The organism is Comamonas sp. FUJ_7, assembly GCF_057369555.1.
This window is the reverse complement of the sequence record NZ_JBXXZI010000003.1, coordinates 1-18379: the sequence shown is the minus strand read 5'-3', so window position 1 is coordinate 18379 and position 18379 is coordinate 1. Positions and strand designations below refer to the sequence as shown.

Annotated in this window: 18 protein-coding genes, 1 tRNA gene and 1 pseudogene; 11 read left to right on the top strand and 9 right to left on the bottom strand. The window is 59.3% G+C overall.

Going from position 1 to position 18379, the window contains the following annotated elements; genetic code table 11:
- Nucleotides 1–99 precede the first annotated feature (99 nt).
- The 3 genes from rpoZ to AC2I9W_RS05480 are packed head-to-tail and all read right to left on the bottom strand — an operon-like array spanning nt 100 to nt 1905.
- Nucleotides 100–303 carry a DNA-directed RNA polymerase subunit omega gene (rpoZ, locus tag AC2I9W_RS05490; RefSeq protein ID WP_003052081.1) on the bottom strand — a complete coding sequence of 68 codons (204 nt, stop codon included), beginning with the start codon at nt 301–303 and terminating at the stop codon, nt 100–102.
- Between the two features lie 18 nt (nt 304–321).
- On the bottom strand, nt 322–951 hold the full coding sequence (gene gmk, locus AC2I9W_RS05485; protein ID WP_158394354.1) for a guanylate kinase: 630 nt from the start codon (nt 949–951) through the stop codon (nt 322–324).
- A 60-nt stretch (nt 952–1011) separates the two neighbouring features.
- Nucleotides 1012–1905, bottom strand: coding sequence for a YicC/YloC family endoribonuclease (locus AC2I9W_RS05480; protein ID WP_486409017.1), 894 nt, complete (start codon nt 1903–1905; stop codon nt 1012–1014).
- 89 nt (nt 1906–1994) lie between these two features.
- Between AC2I9W_RS05480 and AC2I9W_RS05475 the strand changes: the two genes are divergently transcribed.
- The 4 genes from AC2I9W_RS05475 to hemW all read left to right on the top strand — a co-directional run bounded on the left by AC2I9W_RS05475 (nt 1995) and on the right by hemW (nt 6083).
- The gene (locus AC2I9W_RS05475) at nt 1995–3026 is read left to right on the top strand and encodes a serine/threonine protein kinase (RefSeq protein WP_486409016.1); all 1032 of its coding nucleotides are present in this window, start codon (nt 1995–1997) and stop codon (nt 3024–3026) included.
- Nucleotides 3023–3928: a PP2C family protein-serine/threonine phosphatase gene (locus AC2I9W_RS05470; protein ID WP_486409015.1), complete on the top strand. Its 906-nt coding sequence runs from the start codon at nt 3023–3025 to the stop codon at nt 3926–3928. Before AC2I9W_RS05475 ends, AC2I9W_RS05470 begins: the two co-directional genes overlap by 4 nt.
- Nucleotides 3929–4081: 153 nt before the next feature.
- Nucleotides 4082–4681, top strand: coding sequence for a non-canonical purine NTP pyrophosphatase (locus tag AC2I9W_RS05465; protein WP_486409014.1), 600 nt, complete (start codon nt 4082–4084; stop codon nt 4679–4681).
- 172 nt (nt 4682–4853) lie between these two features.
- On the top strand, nt 4854–6083 hold the full coding sequence (hemW, locus tag AC2I9W_RS05460) for a radical SAM family heme chaperone HemW (protein ID WP_486409013.1): 1230 nt from the start codon (nt 4854–4856) through the stop codon (nt 6081–6083).
- 18 nt (nt 6084–6101) lie between these two features.
- On the opposite strand, the gene AC2I9W_RS05455 is transcribed toward hemW, so the two are convergent.
- The 4 genes from AC2I9W_RS05455 to AC2I9W_RS05440 all read right to left on the bottom strand — a co-directional run bounded on the left by AC2I9W_RS05455 (nt 6102) and on the right by AC2I9W_RS05440 (nt 10072).
- Nucleotides 6102–6446 (bottom strand): I78 family peptidase inhibitor, encoded by a 345-nt coding sequence (locus AC2I9W_RS05455; RefSeq protein ID WP_486409012.1) that lies wholly within the window; start codon nt 6444–6446, stop codon nt 6102–6104.
- A 161-nt stretch (nt 6447–6607) separates the two neighbouring features.
- Complete coding sequence (locus AC2I9W_RS05450; protein ID WP_486409011.1) at nt 6608–7828, bottom strand: SPOR domain-containing protein; 1221 nt, start codon at nt 7826–7828, stop codon at nt 6608–6610.
- Between the two features lie 96 nt (nt 7829–7924).
- Nucleotides 7925–9238 carry a fumarylacetoacetase gene (fahA, locus tag AC2I9W_RS05445; RefSeq protein WP_486409010.1) on the bottom strand — a complete coding sequence of 438 codons (1314 nt, stop codon included), beginning with the start codon at nt 9236–9238 and terminating at the stop codon, nt 7925–7927.
- Between the two features lie 99 nt (nt 9239–9337).
- Nucleotides 9338–10072, bottom strand: coding sequence for a GntR family transcriptional regulator (locus AC2I9W_RS05440; RefSeq protein ID WP_486409009.1), 735 nt, complete (start codon nt 10070–10072; stop codon nt 9338–9340).
- A gap of 227 nt (nt 10073–10299) precedes the next feature.
- Between AC2I9W_RS05440 and AC2I9W_RS05435 the strand changes: the two genes are divergently transcribed.
- The 5 genes from AC2I9W_RS05435 (at nt 10300) to AC2I9W_RS05415 (ending at nt 15342) form a co-directional block, all read left to right on the top strand.
- Nucleotides 10300–12540, top strand: a complete 2241-nt coding sequence (locus tag AC2I9W_RS05435; protein WP_486409008.1) for a hypothetical protein — start codon at nt 10300–10302, stop codon at nt 12538–12540.
- 205 nt (nt 12541–12745) lie between these two features.
- Nucleotides 12746–13975, top strand: a complete 1230-nt coding sequence (gene yedE, locus AC2I9W_RS05430) for a selenium metabolism membrane protein YedE/FdhT (protein ID WP_486409007.1) — start codon at nt 12746–12748, stop codon at nt 13973–13975.
- 17 nt (nt 13976–13992) lie between these two features.
- Nucleotides 13993–14232 (top strand): sulfurtransferase-like selenium metabolism protein YedF, encoded by a 240-nt coding sequence (gene yedF / locus AC2I9W_RS05425; RefSeq protein WP_486409006.1) that lies wholly within the window; start codon nt 13993–13995, stop codon nt 14230–14232.
- A 163-nt stretch (nt 14233–14395) separates the two neighbouring features.
- Nucleotides 14396–14752 carry a DsrE/DsrF/TusD sulfur relay family protein gene (locus tag AC2I9W_RS05420; RefSeq protein WP_486409005.1) on the top strand — a complete coding sequence of 119 codons (357 nt, stop codon included), beginning with the start codon at nt 14396–14398 and terminating at the stop codon, nt 14750–14752.
- A gap of 290 nt (nt 14753–15042) precedes the next feature.
- Nucleotides 15043–15342, top strand: a complete 300-nt coding sequence (locus tag AC2I9W_RS05415; RefSeq protein ID WP_486409004.1) for a hypothetical protein — start codon at nt 15043–15045, stop codon at nt 15340–15342.
- 123 nt (nt 15343–15465) lie between these two features.
- Here AC2I9W_RS05415 and AC2I9W_RS05410 read toward each other — a convergent pair whose 3' ends face one another.
- Together AC2I9W_RS05410 and AC2I9W_RS05405 are read right to left on the bottom strand one after the other, a co-directional pair.
- Nucleotides 15466–16491: a DNA/RNA non-specific endonuclease gene (locus tag AC2I9W_RS05410; RefSeq protein ID WP_486409003.1), complete on the bottom strand. Its 1026-nt coding sequence runs from the start codon at nt 16489–16491 to the stop codon at nt 15466–15468.
- Between the two features lie 103 nt (nt 16492–16594).
- A pseudogene (locus AC2I9W_RS05405) lies at nt 16595–17473 on the bottom strand (XdhC family protein).
- A gap of 253 nt (nt 17474–17726) precedes the next feature.
- On the opposite strand from AC2I9W_RS05405, the gene AC2I9W_RS05400 reads away from it, so the two are divergent.
- Nucleotides 17727–17803, top strand: a tRNA-Gln gene (locus AC2I9W_RS05400).
- A 253-nt stretch (nt 17804–18056) separates the two neighbouring features.
- Nucleotides 18057–18365 carry a transposase gene (locus tag AC2I9W_RS05395; protein ID WP_198462436.1) on the top strand — a complete coding sequence of 103 codons (309 nt, stop codon included), beginning with the start codon at nt 18057–18059 and terminating at the stop codon, nt 18363–18365.
- Nucleotides 18366–18379 lie beyond the last annotated feature (14 nt).

Here is an 18379-nt window from a genome sequence, read left to right as displayed (position 1 = left end):
TTAAATGTAGCCTGCAAGTATGGAGCGCAGGTCGATAGGCACAAAAAAGCACCGGCGAGCGGTGCTTAATTGTGTTTTTTGGTGCTGCGATGCAACAGCTTAGCCTGGTACCTTCTTCAGCATTTCCAGGCCGACCTTGCCGTCTGCAATTTCGCGCAGGGCAGTGACGCTGGCTTTGTTCTTGGTTTCAATCTTGGGGGTGTGGCCTTGATTGAGCATGCGGGCGCGGTAAGTCGCGGCCAAAACGAGCTGGAAGCGGTTGGGGATCTGCTCCAGGCTATCTTCAACAGTAATGCGTGCCATCAGGAACTCCGGGAACGGTCAGTTGGATTCAGGGATATTGAGCGACTCGAAGGTGTCGGCGCGAAGGCGCCGCTGGGCCGCATATTTGAGGCGTTGCGCGTGAATGATCGCTTTCAGATCAAAGAGCGCACTTTCAAACAGTTCGTTGATTATAACGAAGTCGAATTTTTCAACCTGCGCCATCTCTTCCGAGGCATTTTTCAGGCGTAGCTCGATCACTTCGGGGGTGTCCTCACCACGGTTTTCCAGACGTGCGCGCAATTCGTCCCAGCTGGGCGGCAGAATGAAGATCAGCACGGCATTGGGGAAGGCCTGCTTGACCTGCAATGCGCCTTGGTAGTCGATCTCGAGCAACACGTCGGTGCCGCCCTGGATGCGCTCTTCCAAGGACTTCTTGGCAGTGCCGTAGCGACGGCTGTGCACATTGGCCCATTCGACAAAGCCGTTGTTGGCGACCATGGCGTCGAACTCGGCATCCGAGACGAAATAGTACTCACGACCATGCTTTTCCTGGCCGCGGGGCGCGCGCGTGGTGTGGGAGACAGAAGGATAAACGCGCGCATCGAATTCACGCAGCGCGCGTACCAGGGAGGATTTTCCGGCTCCGCTGGGAGCAGAAACGACAAATAGATTTCCGGGATGGTCCATGACTTCGGGCATGACTGGGCATGAAATTGAGCGCATGGTTTGCATGCGCTCAGGGTTGGCTTATTCGATGTTTTGCACTTGCTCGCGCATTTGCTCGATCAGCACTTTCATGTCCACGCTGATGCGGGTGAGCTCCAGCGTGGCAGATTTGGAGCCAAGCGTATTGGCTTCGCGGTGCAGTTCCTGAATCAGAAAATCCAGTCGCTTGCCGATATCGCCGCCCTTTTTGAGCAGGCGCTCGATTTCGTCAAGGTGGGAGCCCAGGCGGGTGATCTCTTCTGCGACGTCAATGCGGATGGCAAAAGCCGTCGCTTCTGCCAGAGCCCGGTCTTGCGCAGCTTCGGGGGCAACGGAGCCTTCGCCCAGAGCCATGGCTTCTTTCCAGCGATCCAGGAATTTCAGGCGTTGCTGCTCTACAAGCTGGGGCACCAGCGGGGTTGCTGTCTTGGCCAACTCACGCAATTGCTTGATGCGATCGAGCAGCATGGCGGACAGGCGCTCACCTTCGCGGGCACGGGCGGCCAGCAGCTCGGTAATGGCTTGCTCCGCCAGTGCTGGGGCGATCTCGCTCCAGTCGGTGCTGGCTGCGCTTGAGACGCTGCACAGACGCAGGGCGTCGGCAACGGACAAGTCACGAGCCTTGGGCAACCAAGCTTGAACGGCGTCCTGAAGAGACATCAGCCGCTGCAACTGCGAGGCTGCAGGGGTGGACAGGGTAGAGTTGCTGGAGACGTCGATGGCGGCACGCACTTCGACCTTGCCGCGCTTAAGGCGTGCGGTGAGCAAGGTGCGCAGGGCCGGCTCAAGGGCGCGCAGTTCGTCGGGAAGGCGGAAGGACAAATCCAGAAAGCGGCTATTGACCGCGCGGATCTCAAGGCCCAGTCGGCTGTTTGACAGGGACTCTTGACCACCCTCAACGGATGCACTGTGCTGAGCACTGGCGTATCCGGTCATGCTGTAAACTGGCATTGGACTTTTGATGGATGCTTGCAATTTCCCGATTATCCGGGTTTCGTATCATCCTTGAGGTTTACCGGTAAAAAATGTCTACTAAAACCAAGCCAGCGCCCCTTCCGCCGGGCAGCACAATAGGCGGATACCGGGTGGTGCGCAGGATTTCCTCGGGAGGGTTCGGGATTGTTTACTTGGCACTGGACGCCGATGGCCGTCAAGTAGCAATTAAGGAATATCTGCCGGCCTCGCTAGCCACTCGGACGCCTGCTGAGTTGCAGCCTGTTGTCGCACCAGAAAAACTGTCCCTATACCGGCTCGGACTCAAGAGCTTTTTTGAGGAGGGGCGTTCGCTTGCGCAGATCTCCCACGCTTCTGTTGTGAGCGTGCTGAATTTCTTCCGCGAAAACGAAACTGTCTATATGGTGATGAACTATCTTGAAGGGGCAACCCTGCAGGAATTCATTGTCACTGCGCGCGACCTCAAGACTGAAAAGGTGTTCAGAGAGTCGACCATTCGCTCTTTGTTTGACGAGGTGCTGCGTGGCCTTCGCATCGTGCACCAGCACAAGATGCTGCATCTTGATATCAAGCCTGCCAATATCTTCATCACCAATGACGACAGCGCAGTGCTGATCGACTTTGGTGCGGCGCGGGAGGTGCTGTCCAAGGAAGGTAACTTCATTCGGCCCATGTACACACCGGGCTTCGCTGCCCCGGAGATGTACCGGCGCGACTCCCAATTGGGGCCCTGGACTGATATCTATGCCATCGGAGCCTGTATCTATGCCTGTATGCAGGGCATCCCACCCAACGAGGCGCCACAGCGTCAGGACAAGGATAGGCTGGGCCTGGCTTTGAACAAGCTACGTGGCGTCTACTCCGACAACCTGATTGAGGTGGTGGAGTGGTGCATGGCCATGGACCCGCTGTCGCGTCCGCAGTCGGTTTTTGCGCTGCAAAAAGAGCTGAGCCGTGAGGGAGAGCGTCGCTACACCAGGCTCAGCGTGCAAGAGCGCATGCGCATGCAGTTCGACAACATGGTGCATGACGCCAAGAAAAACCTGCAAAAGCTCGGCAGCGCCGAGCGTGACGCCTTGACAGAGAACAATCGCAAGCCATGAAATTTTCGGTATTCCAGCTCAGTCGTCGCGGTGGGAGAGCGCAGAACGAAGACCGTATGGGCTATTGCTATACGCGAGAGGCAGCCCTGTTTGTGCTGGCTGACGGCATGGGCGGACATCCGGACGGAGAGGTGGCCGCACAGATTGCGTTGCAGGTCGTCTCCACGCTCTTTCAGCAAAAGGCCAAGCCATTGCTGGAAGAGCCAAGGCTGTTTCTGGAAGAGGCGCTGCTGCAGGCGCATCGCCAGATCCTGCGCTATGCCAGTGCCAAGGGCATGATGGACACACCCCGCACCACGCTGGTGGCAGCCGTTTTGCAGGAAGGCAAGGTCACCTGGATTCACTGTGGCGATTCGCGTCTTTACTGGGTGCGTGACGGGGAACTGGTAGAGCGCACGCGAGATCACTCATACAGTGAGATGCGCAAGGTCTCGGGCGTCATCATGCCAGCAAACCGCAATGTGCTGTTCACCTGCCTGGGGTCTCCTTCCAAGCCGATTTTTGATGTGAGCGAGACCAGGCGTTTGCAGGAGGGCGATCAGCTGATGCTGTGCTCCGACGGCCTTTGGGGGACTGTGGCCACACCGGAGATCCTGCAGCTCATGAGTGGCAAGGCGGTGGCACAGTTCGTGCCTATGCTGGTGGATACTGCGCTCAAGCGGGCTGGTGATGGCAGTGACAATGTCACCGTGCTGGCAATGGTATGGGAAACGCCCAATAATTTTGAGCCTTCCTCCATCTCCACTTTGGAGATTGATGATGAGGGTTTTGAGTCCACGATACAGGCGGGACCGATCGATGATTGCGAGGATGTGCTCGACGATGAAGCCATTGAGCGCTCGATTGCCGAGATCAACGAAGCCATACGCCGCTCGGCACAGCGTCAAAAAGCCAACCCCTGACCTGGGTCGACACAAGCCTAGATCGTTGGCGTGAAGTCTTGTCGTAATGGGGTATGGAAATGACTTGGCCTGCTCGCACTCATAGGCTCTAAGTTACTACTGAATCAATAGCTAAATGCGCAGGTGCTGCATGCACTTGCATGGATTTTTATCATGAAAATTGTGCTGGCATCCAACAACCGCGGCAAGCTGGCCGAGTTGCAGGCTATGTTTGCTCCTCTGGGCGTGGAGCTGATTTGCCAAGGTGATTTGTTTGAGGGCGAAGCCCCCGAGCCCTATGGCACCTTTGTGGAAAACGCGCTCTCCAAAGCGCGTTTTGCCGCCGAGAAAACCGGCTTGCCCGCCATCGCCGACGATGCCGGTATGTGCGTGGATCACTTCGGTGGCCTGCCCGGGGTGGATACGGCTTACTACTGCACGCAGTTCGGTTACGAGAAAAGTGACGACAACAATGTGCGTGCGCTGCTCGAGCAGATGCAGGGCGTGGACAACCGCCGTGCCGCCATGGTCAGCACCCTGGTGGGCGTGCGCTCGCCCAAGGATCCCGAGCCTCTGATCGCCGTGGGTCGTGTGCAGGCGCAGCTGACGACCGAACGCCGGGGCAGCAACGGCTTTGGCTTTGACCCGGTTCTGCTGATTCCTGCACTCGGTCAGACCTTTGCCGAGATGACACCCGAGGTGAAGCATGCGCACAGCCATCGTGGTATTTCTTCTCGCAAGATGATCGAGATGGTCAAAGACCGCTGGCTATAACCAGCGGTTTTGACCGCACTTCCTCTGAAGCACTTTGCGTCTTCCCCTCTCTCGCTTCGCGGAAGAGGGACGACAGCCTCGCTGCGCGGCGGCCCTTGCTTGCTGTCCCGTGGTTGGGGTGTGCTAGCTTTAGCGGCGTCGGTTTTGTTTGCGCTAAAAAAGCATATTTCCCATGATCCCCATCCAGCCTCAAACAGAGACTGCTGAAGCCGCAGTTCAGCGCGATATTCAGCATTACATGCGTCCGGGCACGCTGCAGCTGGGCAGCTTGCCGCCGCTGTCGCTGTATGTGCATCTGCCCTGGTGCCTGAAGAAATGTCCGTACTGTGACTTCAACTCGCATGGCTGGAGCAAGGATGCGGCCTTGCCAGAGGATCGTTATATCGACGCCCTGATGGCCGATCTGGAGTCGGCCCTGCCGCTGATCTGGGGGCGCACGGTGCACAGCGTCTTCATGGGCGGCGGCACGCCAAGCCTGTTCTCCCCGGAGTCCATTGACAAGCTGATTGCCGGTCTGCGTGCGCGTCTGCGCATGGAGCCGGACTGTGAAATCACCATGGAGGCCAACCCCGGCACCTTCGAAAAAGACCGCTTCAAGGCGTTCAGGGCGGCAGGAGTGAACCGTCTGTCTATCGGTGTGCAGAGCTTTGATGATCGTTTTTTGCAGGCGGTGGGCCGCGTGCACGATGCGGCGCAGGCCAAGGCGGCCGTGCACGAGGCGGCCGATAACTTCGAGACCTTTAATATCGACCTGATGTATGCGCTGCCGGGCCAGTCCATCGCCGATCTGCAGCGCGACGTGGATACGGCGCTGTCGTTCGCGCCGCCGCATCTGTCCATCTATCACCTGACCATCGAGCCCAACACCTATTTCGCCAAGTATCCGCCCGCGGTGCCAGAGGACGATACAGCCTACGAGATGCTGGATCTGATCACGGCCAGTACCCAGCAGGTGGGCATGCAGCGCTATGAAGTGTCTGCCTACGCGAAGGAAGGCCATCAGTGCTTTCACAACAGCAACTACTGGCAGTTTGGCGACTATCTGGGCATTGGCGCGGGCGCGCACAGCAAGCTGAGCTTTGCTCACCGAATCGTGCGCCAGGTGCGCTTTCGCGACCCGGCCCGTTATATGGACATGGCGCTGGCCGGCACGCCTTTGGCGCAGGACCACGAGATCAAGCGCGCCGATCTGCCCTTTGAATACATGCTCAACGCCCTGCGCCTGCGCGGCGGCTTTGCCCTGCAGGAGTTCATGGAGCGCACGGGGCTGCCCATGTCAGCCATTGCCAAGGGGCTGGATGAAGCACAGGCCAAGGGCCTGATTACCCGCGATCTGGGTCGCGTGGTACCCACGGAGCGCGGCTTTGACTTTCTGAGCGATCTGCAGGAAATGTTCCTTTGATCGCTCAGCGTTTGGCGTTTAGCCGCAGCGCAGCGCGGTGATCTTGCCTGCGTCGTTTGTGATGACGTTCAGGCGCTCCTGGTTGTAATCCATGGTTGCAGGCTGGCCTTCACGCATGACACGCAGCAAGTACGAGCCGGACTTCTGCCGAATGATCTCCAGGGTTGAGGCCACGGTGTTGTGACCCAGATAAATCTGTACCGGCTCTGCATGGCAAACCTGCAGCTGACGCGCTGCAGGGGCTCTTGTGTGATCACCTGAGGAGGTCGGGCCATTGCTGGCGCAGCCTGCCATCAGCACAGCCAGGCTGGCTGCTGCAATGCCCAGCAAAGGGCGAAGAGGGGGGCGGGAGTGATGTTTCATGCCTCACACCATAGCGCCAGCATGACCCTCAGGGATGCCAGACCACGCCTTCAATATGCAAGCGACTGCAACGGCGATATTCAAAAACTGATAGCTGCATTCGCTTGTCAGTACTTGCTGATCTGATTTTTTGATGCTTTTTGGGCCGCAATTCTTTGCATTCAGGGTTGGCTGGCGACACCTTCGCTTTGAAAGATGCTGGCCTCAATCTGTGCGGCCTGCAGCACTCGCGCGGCTTTTTCAGCACGCTTCTGGCTCTCGAACGGGCCGCTGCGTACACGGATGACTTCACCCTTGTTGCTGGCCAGTGTTTGCGTCAGCGCTGGCAGCTTGGACTTCTTTAGTTGTGCCAGAGTTTTGCTGGCACTGGCTGCATCGGAGTACACGCCTACATTCAGATAAAACTTGCCGGGGACGAGATCCGCATTGGTTTCGGGTTGGGCGTGATCTTTGCTCCCCGCGGGTGCACTTTGCACCTCAGTCTGAGGTGAAGCGTTGCCGGAAAAAGGCTGAGGAGCAGGCTGAGATGGCTCGCCGGAGACATCTGCGTGGGCTGGTGAAGAGGCAGCCGTTGGGGCATCGACATTTTCTTCCGGACGCGTGGTGGCAAGCGCTGCTGCCGTGCTTTCTTGAAGTGACTGCGAGCTGGTTGACGAGCCGCCCGGGGTGGTTGTGGCAGGTAGCAAGGCCAGCCCGGCTCCGGTGGCCGCGGCAATGGGCAGGGCAAGTGCCAGCATCGCAGCCGTCTTGTGGTGCGGGGTCTGAGCTTGAGCCTGGAGCACGGCGTGGGCGGTGGCCATGTTGGGTGACTCTGTAATTGCCTGCAGCGTCTGGGCCTTGATCTTGCGCCAGTACCAGCCGTTGCCCAGCAGGCCCGGTATGGCCATTGCCAGCAGCCACAGAGCTGCTGCAACCCCTAGCGCGATGGCCGGTGGCAGTGCAGGACGAATACCAAACCACCAGATCAGCGCGCCGGCTGCGACCGCAATCAGATATTTCCCCGCTTCGCGCCACAGGCCATTGAGGCAGCACCAAGACAGCGTGAAAAAGGCGGCAGCCATATTCCAGCTGGGCAGGCTGCGGTCCAGCGCATCAAAGCGCTTGAATTGAAAGAGATAAAAGCTGCGAGAGCGCGGCCTCAGGCGGCTGGCATAGAGCTGGGGCAGCATGCCTGTGTCTTCTTCTGCGACATGTTCGACTTCAGGCTTTTCGCTTTGCAGGCTGTGCTGCATGGAGTAGGCCGCTGCCGCGAATGCTCCCGCAATGGAGGCCGGAAGAGGGCTGGCGCTGCTGCCGCGTGATGGCGACTGAGCCGGCTCGTGGTGCTGATTGGAGGCAAAGGAGGGGGACGCAGGTATAGGGGTGTCCGAAGCGGAAGGCATAGCCGCAATTGTGTCACGGCGTTACGAAATGGCCGAAGGCTGGATTTCCATAAAAAAACCGGCACAAGGCCGGTTCTTTGTGATGCTGAGAAGGGCTCAGACCTGGCGTGCAGGCAGCACGGTGGCACGGCATTCGCCAAAGCCAATGCGTGCGGCGCCGGGCTTTTCGCACCAGCCTGTAAAGACCACGGCGTCGCCGTCTTGCAAGAAGGTGCGGGTTTCGCCATTGCTCAGGCTCAGGGGCTTTTTGCCGCCTTCGGTGATCTCCAGCAGCGCGCCGGCTTCGCCCATGGTGGGGCCGGACAGCGTGCCCGTGCCCAGCAGGTCACCGGGTTGCAGATCGCAGCCGTTGACGGTGTGGTGCGCGATCAGCTGGGCCATGGTCCAGTAGGCGTGGCGGTAGCTGGTCTGGGTGATCTGCTCGGCGGGCTGGCCTTCGGTGCGCATTTTCTCGGTCTGGATGGCGACGGTGAGCTGCACATCCAGAGCGCCCTGCTGCGAGTTGGCGTCTGAGCTGAGGTAGGGCAGAGGCTGCGGGTCTTCGGCAGGACGGGTGAATGTCGTGCGGTAGGGGGCAAGCGCTTCCAGCGTCACAATCCAGGGCGAGATGCTGGTGGCGAAGTTCTTGGACAGAAAGGGGCCGAGCGGCTGGTATTCCCAGGCCTGGACATCGCGTGCCGACCAGTCGTTCAAGAGGCACAGGCCAAAGATGTGGTTTTCCGCATCATCAATGCCAATCGCGTCACCCCAGGCGTTGCCTGTGCCGGCGTAGATGCCCATCTCCAGTTCATAGTCCAGGCGGTTGCAGGGCAAGAGAGCGGGATCGGCATCAGGGGCCTTGAGCTGACCATTAGGGCGCTTGAAGTCCACGCCCGAGATGCGGATGCTGGAGGCGCGGCCGTGGTAGCCGATGGGTACCCACTTGTAGTTTTCCATCAGCGGGTTCGTGGGGCGAAACAGCTTGCCCACGTTGGTGGCGTGGTGCACCGAGGTGTAGAAGTCCGTGTAGTCGCCCACCTGTGCGGGCACGGTGAATTCCACCTCGGCCAGAGGCACGAGGCAGGCCTTGAGCGCGGCTTCTTCGGCGGCCCCGGCACGCAGAGCACGCGACAGGGCCAGGCGCAGGGCCGACCACTGGGCGCTGGTCATGGCCATCAGTGTGTTGAGCTGGCTTTGCGCAGCGGCATCCACCTGGGCTTGAACGTCAGCCCCCAGCGCCTTGGCGGCGTTGACCGCGGCCATGTCCAACACCTCGTCGCCAATGGCCACGCCGCCGCGAAAAGCCTCGCTGCTGCCTTTGCGGCGGAACACGGCAAAAGGCAGGTTCTGGATGGGAAAGTCGCTGCTGCCGGTGTTGGCGCTGGCCACCCAGCTTTGCAGGGCGGGGTCGTGGGTTTCGTTCAATGCCATGCTCATCTCCTAGGATCAATATCAGTAAAAATGGTTTGTAGCGCTTATTTGGTATGCGCTATCTGCTATGAATTTTGTATATCTGCGCTGAAGCGGGCATCACTGCAGCATGTCCATCTCGATATGCACATATTCGCTGCGATAGCGAATCTTGGCCCAGTAAATCAGCACGCCCTGCGGATTGCAGGCCCAGCGCAGAACCTGAATCAAGGCGGTTCCCAGTGGCACGCCCAGGTGCTCGGCAATCAGCTCGTCTGCCGGGGTCACGCTCAGGTGCTGGCGAGCGGCGGCAATGCGCGATGGTGCGCTGCCCAGGGCCTGCGCCAGCGTGGCATCTTTGAGTTGCGCTTCAATTTCGGGATACAGGCCTTGCTCTACATACAACTCGGACAGGCAAAAGCATGCATCGTCATAGGCGTGTGTGCGTAAAAAATGCACATAGGCATCGGCTAGTTGCCCCGGTTGTGGAAAGCCAGCAGGAATGGGGGGCATGCAGTCGTGCACGGTATCCAGCGTGATGGGCTCGATCTGCTCACCAAAAGCGACCAGTTGCTGCCAGTTGCCCGGTAGCAAAAATGATGGCGGCTTGTAGGGTAGGCCCATGACCTTGGTGCCGCCGCGCTTGCGCGTCTCCAGAAGCCCTTCATTGACCAGTGCGTGCACGGCCATGCGCACCGTGGTGCGCGAGACGCTGTGCAGAGCTTCCAGTTCTTCGACGGTAGGAATGCTCTGCCCCACGGGCCACTCTCCCGTGGCGATCTTGTTGCGAAACAGCCGGGCCAGCTGCAGATGCAGCTTGTCGCGGGTCTGGGGGAGAGAAGGCGCAGAACTCATGGCGGTCAGAAGAGCAGTCAGTTTAGCAAATAAAGTATTTAAAAAGTAACTTTATTTTTGCTTGAAAAAATAGGACGGTGAAAAACTCAGCAAGAGTTCACAAATGTCACCATTTTTGCGGCTCGAATGACTTTTAAACTCAGCGATTTGATAGCAGAGAGCGCGCGCAGCCTTTGGCTGCAGGGCGCATGGACAGGGCAAAGTGTGCCTGGAAGTTTGGACGTTTCATGCAGCAGAGTTATGAGTGGCAGTTTTTCCGTGCCGGCGATGTGGACCAGGTGGTCATACGCACTGGTCAGGACATTGCCCATATTGCAGAGTTGGACCAGAAGCTGTGGGTGGCGCTGGCCTGCCCCACAAGAGGCATTGAATTTGACAGCGCTACGCTGGACCTAATTGACGAGAGCAAGGATGGGCGCATTCGCCCGCCCGAGCTTGTGGCGGCCTGCGAGTGGGCCGTGGCCCGTGTGCGTGACCCGCAGGTGCTGGCCGATGGCGGTGATGTGCTTCAGCTGAGCAGCATCAACGACGCGACGCCCGAAGGCGCGCAACTGTTGGCCGAAGCCCGCCGCGTGCTGGTCTTGGCCGGCCAGCCCGATGCCCAGGCCATCACGCTGGAGCAGATGCAGCAGCGTCTGGCATCGCTGCAGGCCTTGCGCTTCAACGGTGATGGTGTGGTCAGCGCAGCCACTGCAGAGGGCAATGAGGCGCTGGCGGCGCTGATCGCACGCATCCAGGAGCTGTATGGTGCCGTGGACGGCAGCGATTGCGTGCCGGGCATTGACCGCAGCAAGGCCGATGCCTTCTGGGCGGATGTGCAAAGCCTGCAAAACTGGTTTTCCCAGGCCGCCGAGCTGGGCTGCCATTTGCAGCCGCGCGCATTGGCGCTGGCTGCAGCCGAAGCGGTGAATGCAGTCCAGGCCAAGATTGATGACTTTTTTGCGCGCACGCGACTGGTGGAGTTCGACGGCAATGCGCGTGCACCGCTCAACCCCACGGCCGAAGGGTATGCGGCTTTGGGCGCCCAGGTGCTCAGCAATGCATCGGAGTCTTTGGCCGCTTTGCCACTGGCCAGCGTGACCGGTGAGCGTTGCCTGCCGCTGGTGCAGGGTGTGAACCCCGCCTGGGCAGCTGCTTTGCAGACGCTGCGCGAGCAGGCCGTACAGCCGGTGTTCGGTGAAGCGCTGGTCGAGATCACTGAAGAGCAATGGGAGCAGCTCAAGACCATGCTGGCCAACTGCCAGCAGTGGCTGGCGGCTTGCCCCGCCACGCCGCTGGGGGCCATTAGCGAAGCCGAAGTGCTGCAGCTGCAGGGCAGCGGCATGCAGCAGGCGCTAGCGCAACTGCTCGATCAGGATGAGGCCGAGAAAGAGCATGCCGAGCAGGCCATGGCGCTGGAGAAGCTGATTCGTCTGCAGCGCGATCTGCTGCCGCTGCTGAACAACTTTGTGTCCTTCTCCAGCTTCTACCGCCGTGAGGGTGCAGCCTTCCAGGCCGGTACGCTGTTCCTCGATGGACGCAGCTGCGATCTGACTGTGGAGGTGGCCGATGCCGCTGCCCACTCGGCGCTGGCGGCCATGGCCAAAACCTATCTGGCCTACTGCGAATGCAGGCGCGGTGCAGAGAAGAAAACGATTGTGGCGGCCTTCACCGCCGGTGATGTGGACTTCTTGTTCGTGGGCCGCAACGGCGTGTTCTACGACCGCGCGGGCAATGACTGGGATGCGACCATCGTCAAGCTCATCGACAACCCAACCAGCATTGGCCAGGCCTTCTTCTCGCCTTACAAGAAGTTCCTGCGCATGATCGAGGAGCAGGTGGTCAAGCACGCTGCAGCTAAGAACGATCTGGTCAACACCAACCTGGGTGATAGCGCCGCCAAGCTGACGACCGAACCCAAGGAACTGGCCCCCGCTGCTGCACCGCGCAAGACCGATGTGGGAACGGTGGCCGCCATTGGTGTGGCTCTGGGCTCGATCAGCGCCGTGCTGGTGGGCATCTTTGGCAAGTTCATCGAGCTGGGTCCGTGGATTCCCATGGCCATTCTGGGCATCATTTTGGCCATCTCTGGCCCCAGCATGATGATTGCCTGGCTCAAGCTGCGCCAGCGCAGCCTGGGACCGATTCTGGATGCCAGTGGCTGGGCCATCAATGGCCGCATGAAGATCAATCTGCTTCTGGGTAAAAGCCTGTCGCAGACGGCCAAAGTGCCGCTGAACGCCAAGCGCAGCCTGGCTGATCCCTATGCGGACAGCCATGGTCTGCGCAACACCTTGTGCGTGCTGGCGCTGGTGGTGGCCGCCGTGCTGCTGGCCTGGCGCATGCACTGGCTGGACAGTGTGCTGCCCGCCAGCTGGCAGCGTGCACCTGCCGCCACAGCGGTGACTGCACCAACTGAGCCTGCCGCTCCTGCTGCACCTGTTGCTGCACCTGTTGCTCCAGCTGTGGGTGACACAGCAGCCCAGTAAGGTAAGCGCCGGCACTGTCTGCAGGCCTGAGGCCGCAGGCGGATAATCGCCAGCCTGTGCCAGTGTCAGAGAAATTTTCTTTGCGCTGGCCGCCCCTGAGAGGGCACCTTTTGTAGCCATCCATCAGTTTGTCGAAGACGCAAAAGCCAATGGTTTTTGCGTCTTTTTTGCTGGTGCGACTGGAAAAACGTCCACGCATACAGGCGTGGCAGGAAAGCAAGGCATGAGCTGGCAAGACTTCAAGCACCTATATCTGGTGCGCTTCTGGTCGCCCGTACCCGCAGTCATTGCGGCGGGCGTACTATCCGCGTATTACTTCGGCATCACCGGCACCTTCTGGGCCGTGACCGGGGAGTTCACCCGCTGGGGCGGGCATATGCTGCAGTTCGCGGGCGTGGACCTCAGCAACTGGGGCTACTTCAAGGTCATCGGCCTGGAGGGCACGCCGCTGACGCGCATTGACGGGCTGATGATCATCGGCATGTTTGTCGGCTGTTTCTCGGCTGCGCTCTGGGCCAATAACGTCAAGCTGCGCATGCCCAACCACCGCATTCGTGTGGTTCAGGCCATCATCGGCGGCATCATCGCCGGCTTTGGTGCGCGTCTGGCTATGGGTTGCAATCTGGCCGCTTTCTTCACCGGCATTCCCCAGTTCTCGCTGCACGCCTGGTTCTTTGCCATTGCCACGGCCATTGGCTCGCTGGCAGGTGCCAAGGTCAGCCTGCTGCCCATCTTCCGCATTCCCGTGAAGCTGCAAAAGGTGACGGCCCCCAAGCCGCTGGAGCAGCGCGAGGCCCAGGCCAAGCGCCGCTTTCGCATTGGCATGGCACTGTTTCTGACCTGCGTGGCCTGGGGCATCTGCAAGGCCGCTGAAGCGCCCAAGCTGGGCATGGCGATTCTGTTCGGTCTGGCTTTCGGACTGATCATCGAGCGCGCCCAGGTCTGCTTTACCTCAGCTTTCCGCGACCTGTGGATCACCGGTCGCACGCAGATGGCCAAGGCCATCATTGCCGGCATGGCCGTGGGCACGATTGGCATCTACAGCTATGTGCAACTGGGCATGGACCCCAAGATTTTCTGGGCCGGCCCCAATGCCGTCATTGGCGGCCTGCTGTTCGGCTTTGGCATTGTGCTGGCCGGTGGCTGCGAAACCGGCTGGATGTACCGCGCCGTCGAAGGCCAGGTGCATTACTGGTGGGTGGGTCTGGGCAATGTGATCGGCTCCACAATGCTGGCCCTGGTCTGGGATGACATCGCCCCCGCGCTGGCCACCAGTTACGACAAGGTCAACCTGCTCAAGGAGCTGGGCCCCCAGGGCGGCCTGCTGCTGACCTATGTGATGCTGGGCATCTCCCTGGCTCTGGTGCTGTGGTGGGAAAAGCATTTCTTCGCCAAAAAAGCCCGTCTGGCTGCAGTTGCAGCGCGCATGGCCTAAACCTCAAGGACTCCATCATGAGTGAAACCCAATACGTTCCCGATTTTCGCCTCGACATGCTGGGCGAGCCTTGCCCATACCCCGCAGTCGCCACACTGGAAGCCATGCCCAACCTGCAGCCGGGCCAGATTCTGGAGGTGGTGTCGGATTGCCCGCAGTCCATCAACAATATTCCGCTGGACGCCAAGAACCACGGCTATGAAGTGCTGGAGATTCAGCAGGACGGCCCGACGATTCGATACTTGATTCGGAAGTGACACCCCCTGAGCGGCTTTGCCGCTTCCCCCTCTATGCTTCGCGGAGGGGGACGACGGCCTCGCTGCGGGGCGGCTCTTGCTTGCTGTCTCTTTGTTGGGGTGTGGCGGTTTTAGGCGCTGTGCCCAGAATCATTGCCCTGAATCACTGTTTGAGAAATTCGCCATGACACAAAAAATCGTTTTGATCGTTCACGCCGCTCCTTATGGCAGCGAGCGTTGTCTGTCGGCTTTGCGCGTGGCTACGGCCTTGCGCGGGCATGACGACAAGCCGGAGGTGAAAGTCTTTTTGATGTCCGATGCCACCGTGGTTGGCCTGCCCCATCAGCATGACGGCGCGGGCACGGGCCTGCAGGCCATGGTCGAGCATCTGGTGGCAGAGGGCGTGACCGTGAAGCTGTGCCGCACCTGCGCACTGGCCCGTGGTCTGGCCGAGCTGACGCTGATTGACGGTGTGAGCATTGGCACGCTGCCCGAGCTGGCAGACTGGACGCTGGCGGCCGACAAGGTCATCACCTTCTAAAAATCGCTAACACAGCCTTTGATACGTTTTTGTTTCGCCTTGTCGTACTTATGTACTGCCTTCGGCTTCACGCCTCGACTCAGCCGCAAACTTTAGGTTTGCTGGGTCGTGTTAGAGACTCTAAAAGCTACTAAGCCCGCTGGTCACTGTCCAATACCGCTCTCGCAGGTGCGGTATTGGCGGCTGCGGCGGCAAGCTGCCCTAGAGTGCTGCTCTGTACTCACCGAAGCACTTTGGATGTGTTGACGTCCAAAGTGCTTTTTCATTTCAATTGATGACAGGAGCCAACTATGGGCCGTGCGATCCATTCCGCGCATGAACTTCTCGCCACCAATGAGCGTGAGCTCTACGATCTTTCGCAGTCCGAGGCTGCTTTGGACAATCTGAGTCCAGCCCAGCGTCGCCTGCATCTGCAGCGCGCACGTGATATGCGTGACCGTGCGCGTGCGCTGTACCGCAAGCAAGTCGGCCATACGCTGCACCACACTTCCACCAAGCGCGGCTTTACCGGTATGGCCAATGAGCGAACGCGCCAGAAGGCGCAGCTGCTGTCTGAGGTGGTGCGCAAGCTGGCGGGCGAGCAAGTTTGAATCAGTCGCTCTGACTGCTCTTGAAATATGAGCTGTCAGCACTGGCTATTCTTTGAATTCAAGCTGAAATAAGCTTGAAACCATTGAATAGCTTTCGCAGTCAGCTCATTTTTTATGGGTGCTTTATATCTGCGACAGGTTCACGGCCGACAACAAGGGCATGCCCGTGCGGCGGGTGAACTCTTCATAGCTGATGGGCGGGCCCATGCGTGTGTCGGCGCTGTTGGCCTGCCAGTACACCCAGCTCTTGCGCGTGCTGGCGTCATAGACAAGCTTGAAGATGTAGTCAGGCACGGCCACCTTGCCAGCACCGATGGTGGATGCGTTTTGGGTGAATACCGGGCCTGTGAAGACATAGACATCACCCTGGGCGCGCAGTGCGTACTTGCGCGTGGCCTGTTCCACCTGGCTCCAGGCACCGGCGTTGTGACTCTGGTTTTGCGGCACCATGTTCGCCAGGCTGAAGCTCTGGGCCATGGCTTCGGGCGTGTTCATGTCGGCAGCCGGGGCCATGTGCCCGCGTGAATAGCCTGAGCGCTTGTAGTCGTCCAGCTCGGAACGCTCGGCACGCGGCAGCCGGGCATCGGCATAGAACTTGTCGGTGCGCTGCAGACCCTGCGCTTGCTGCAACATTTTTCGGTTCAACCGCTGGGCGACAAAAACCGGGGTCTTGGTGCTGCCGTTATGCAATACAGCAAAGCCGGAAAAGCACAGCTCGCGCTCATGGGGCTGCAGTTGCAAGGCCGGGGCCTTGCCGCCGGGAAAGAACTGAGGGCAGTTGGCAAAGCGTGTGCTCTGAGCCGCAGCGTTGGTGTCAGCTCTATCGGCCTTGCCGTCCACGCTGCCCGAGTGGGCAATGGAAGGCGAGCTTGGAACTTGCAAGTCAGGCCAGCCGTTTTTGCGAAAGGCCTGCAGCGTCTGGTTCAGGCTGTCCAAAGCCGGAATGTGCAGGGCTGAGATTGCCTGGCCGATCAGCTTTTCGGCAGAGACACTGGGGTTGAAGCTGCAGCTGGCAATCTGAAAGCTGGCGAGAGCCGCTGCGCCGGCAGATAGCGCAAAGCGCTTGATGCGGGAGAAGCTGAAGGCTGAAGCTTTGGAGGCAGTGCCGCGCTTGCGCGCAGGCGTTTTCTTTTTCTTGGCGGTCGTCATTCAGGCGGCAATGTTACGCCGCTTGAGTGCTTCCAAAAGCATAGTGCAGCCCGCAGGCTGCTCTTTGTGTTGCGACTTGTTAAGCCGCCTTGCGGGAGCGGCTTCAGTGAAGCCGTGCAGCGCTGCCCGGACGGTGGATTTCAGGCACTGCGCAATGCGTGGCGGACTCGTTCATGGCGCTGTCATGCGCGTGTTTGGCCACTTCGAGCTACATGGCCTGGGGCAGCGATACAGCGTTTTTTCACCGCCAGAATTTCGGCCATCACACTCACGGCTATTTGCGCCGGAGTCATGCTGCCGATATCCATGTCGATGGCGCCGCGCAGCTTGGCCAGCGAAGCCTGGGTCTCGCCAAAGTGCTCCATCATGCGATCGCGCCTGGCATGGTTGTTGCGGCGCGAACCTATGGCGGCGACATAAAAGGCAGGACTGTGCAGGGCTTCGAGCAAGGCCAGATCGTCGAGCTTGGGGTCGTGGGTCAGGGCGCGAAGCAGCTGGTCGCATCAGGCTTGAAGGCGGTGACGGCACCGTCCGGCATGTCGGTGACTCTGCTGGCCTGGTGTACCGACCATCTGCCCATGCATTCCTCGCCTGGGTCGCAGACGGTGAACGTGAAGCCATTGAGCAAGGCCATGGTGGCCAGATATTCGGACAGGGCACCGGCATCGATCAGCATCATGCGGTAGCCGGGGCTGAGATGGTTGGTGAGGTGTGTGACCATCGAACTCCAGCGCAGCGGGCTGCTTGGCGGTTTGCAGCGTGACTTCACCGCTGCTGCAGTCAACGCTGCGCTTGACCAGTGAGCCTGACTCCAGCTGGGCCACCAGCTTTTGCAGACTGTCATCCTCGCGCGAGGCCATCATGGATTCCACGGGGCGCGGCGATGAGCCCCAGGTTCGAACTATCGTGGCCAGCAAGGCGTGTTGCCCGGCTGCCCGCCAGTCGCCAAGGCCTTGAGAACCAAGACGTCGATATTGTCCATTGCCTGCTTTCTTGATTGCTTTGGCATGCTGCCACTCTGAATCATCACATGTCTTCAGAGTGCTATGGCATTTGTCATTGCAGCCACACTCACTGTCTTGGTTGGACGCTCTTCGGGAGAAGGGGCGTGATAAAGCTGCGCTCAGAATGTGTTGTGCAGCCACAGGAGCGCAGACCATTTCGCGTGGGGCGGGGGGAAGAAATGTGGAACTCTCCAGAATGGTCAAAAAAAATGCGCTATAATTTTTTTCTCTAGGGGAGTCGCCAAGCTGGTTAAGGCACTGGATTTTGATTCCAGCATGCGAAGGTTCGAATCCTTCTTCCCCTGCCAAAATTTCAAAGCCCACCTATTTCATAGGTGGGCTTTTTGGTTTTAGATTAGCTTGAGCAGGTGATGTCGTTATTAGATGCTCTTACATACGAGTCTTTGAGGTGATCTGCTCCACGTCATGAGTGGCGCATCTGCCATGCATGCTTTCAAGCATGTTTAACTGCAGAAAATGAGTGCTGACGCAGTGGATGGCATGTGTATTGACCCAGTAAAAACCTGCACAGGTCCTAAACTTGAAGAAAGGACCTGACAGATGAGAGATCAAGAAGAAGTCAAACGCTGGACCGCCAAGCGTAAAAGCGCCTTGGTACTGGAGATCATCCAAGGCAAAACCACAGTTGCTGAAGCAAGTCGAGCCCATGACCTTCTTCCTTCAGAGATCGAGAACTGGGTCGACGAAGGCAAGCGGGGCATGGAGAACGCCTTGCGTGCCAAACCCGAAGATGTGCGTGAGCAGTACGAGCGCCAACTGAGGCAGCTGCAAGAAGCCTATGGCGAAGCGATGCTGGAGCTGCGTGCCAGAAAAAAGCTGCAAGCCTTGCTGGACGAGGAAGGCAAATGATTCTTCGCCTCCAG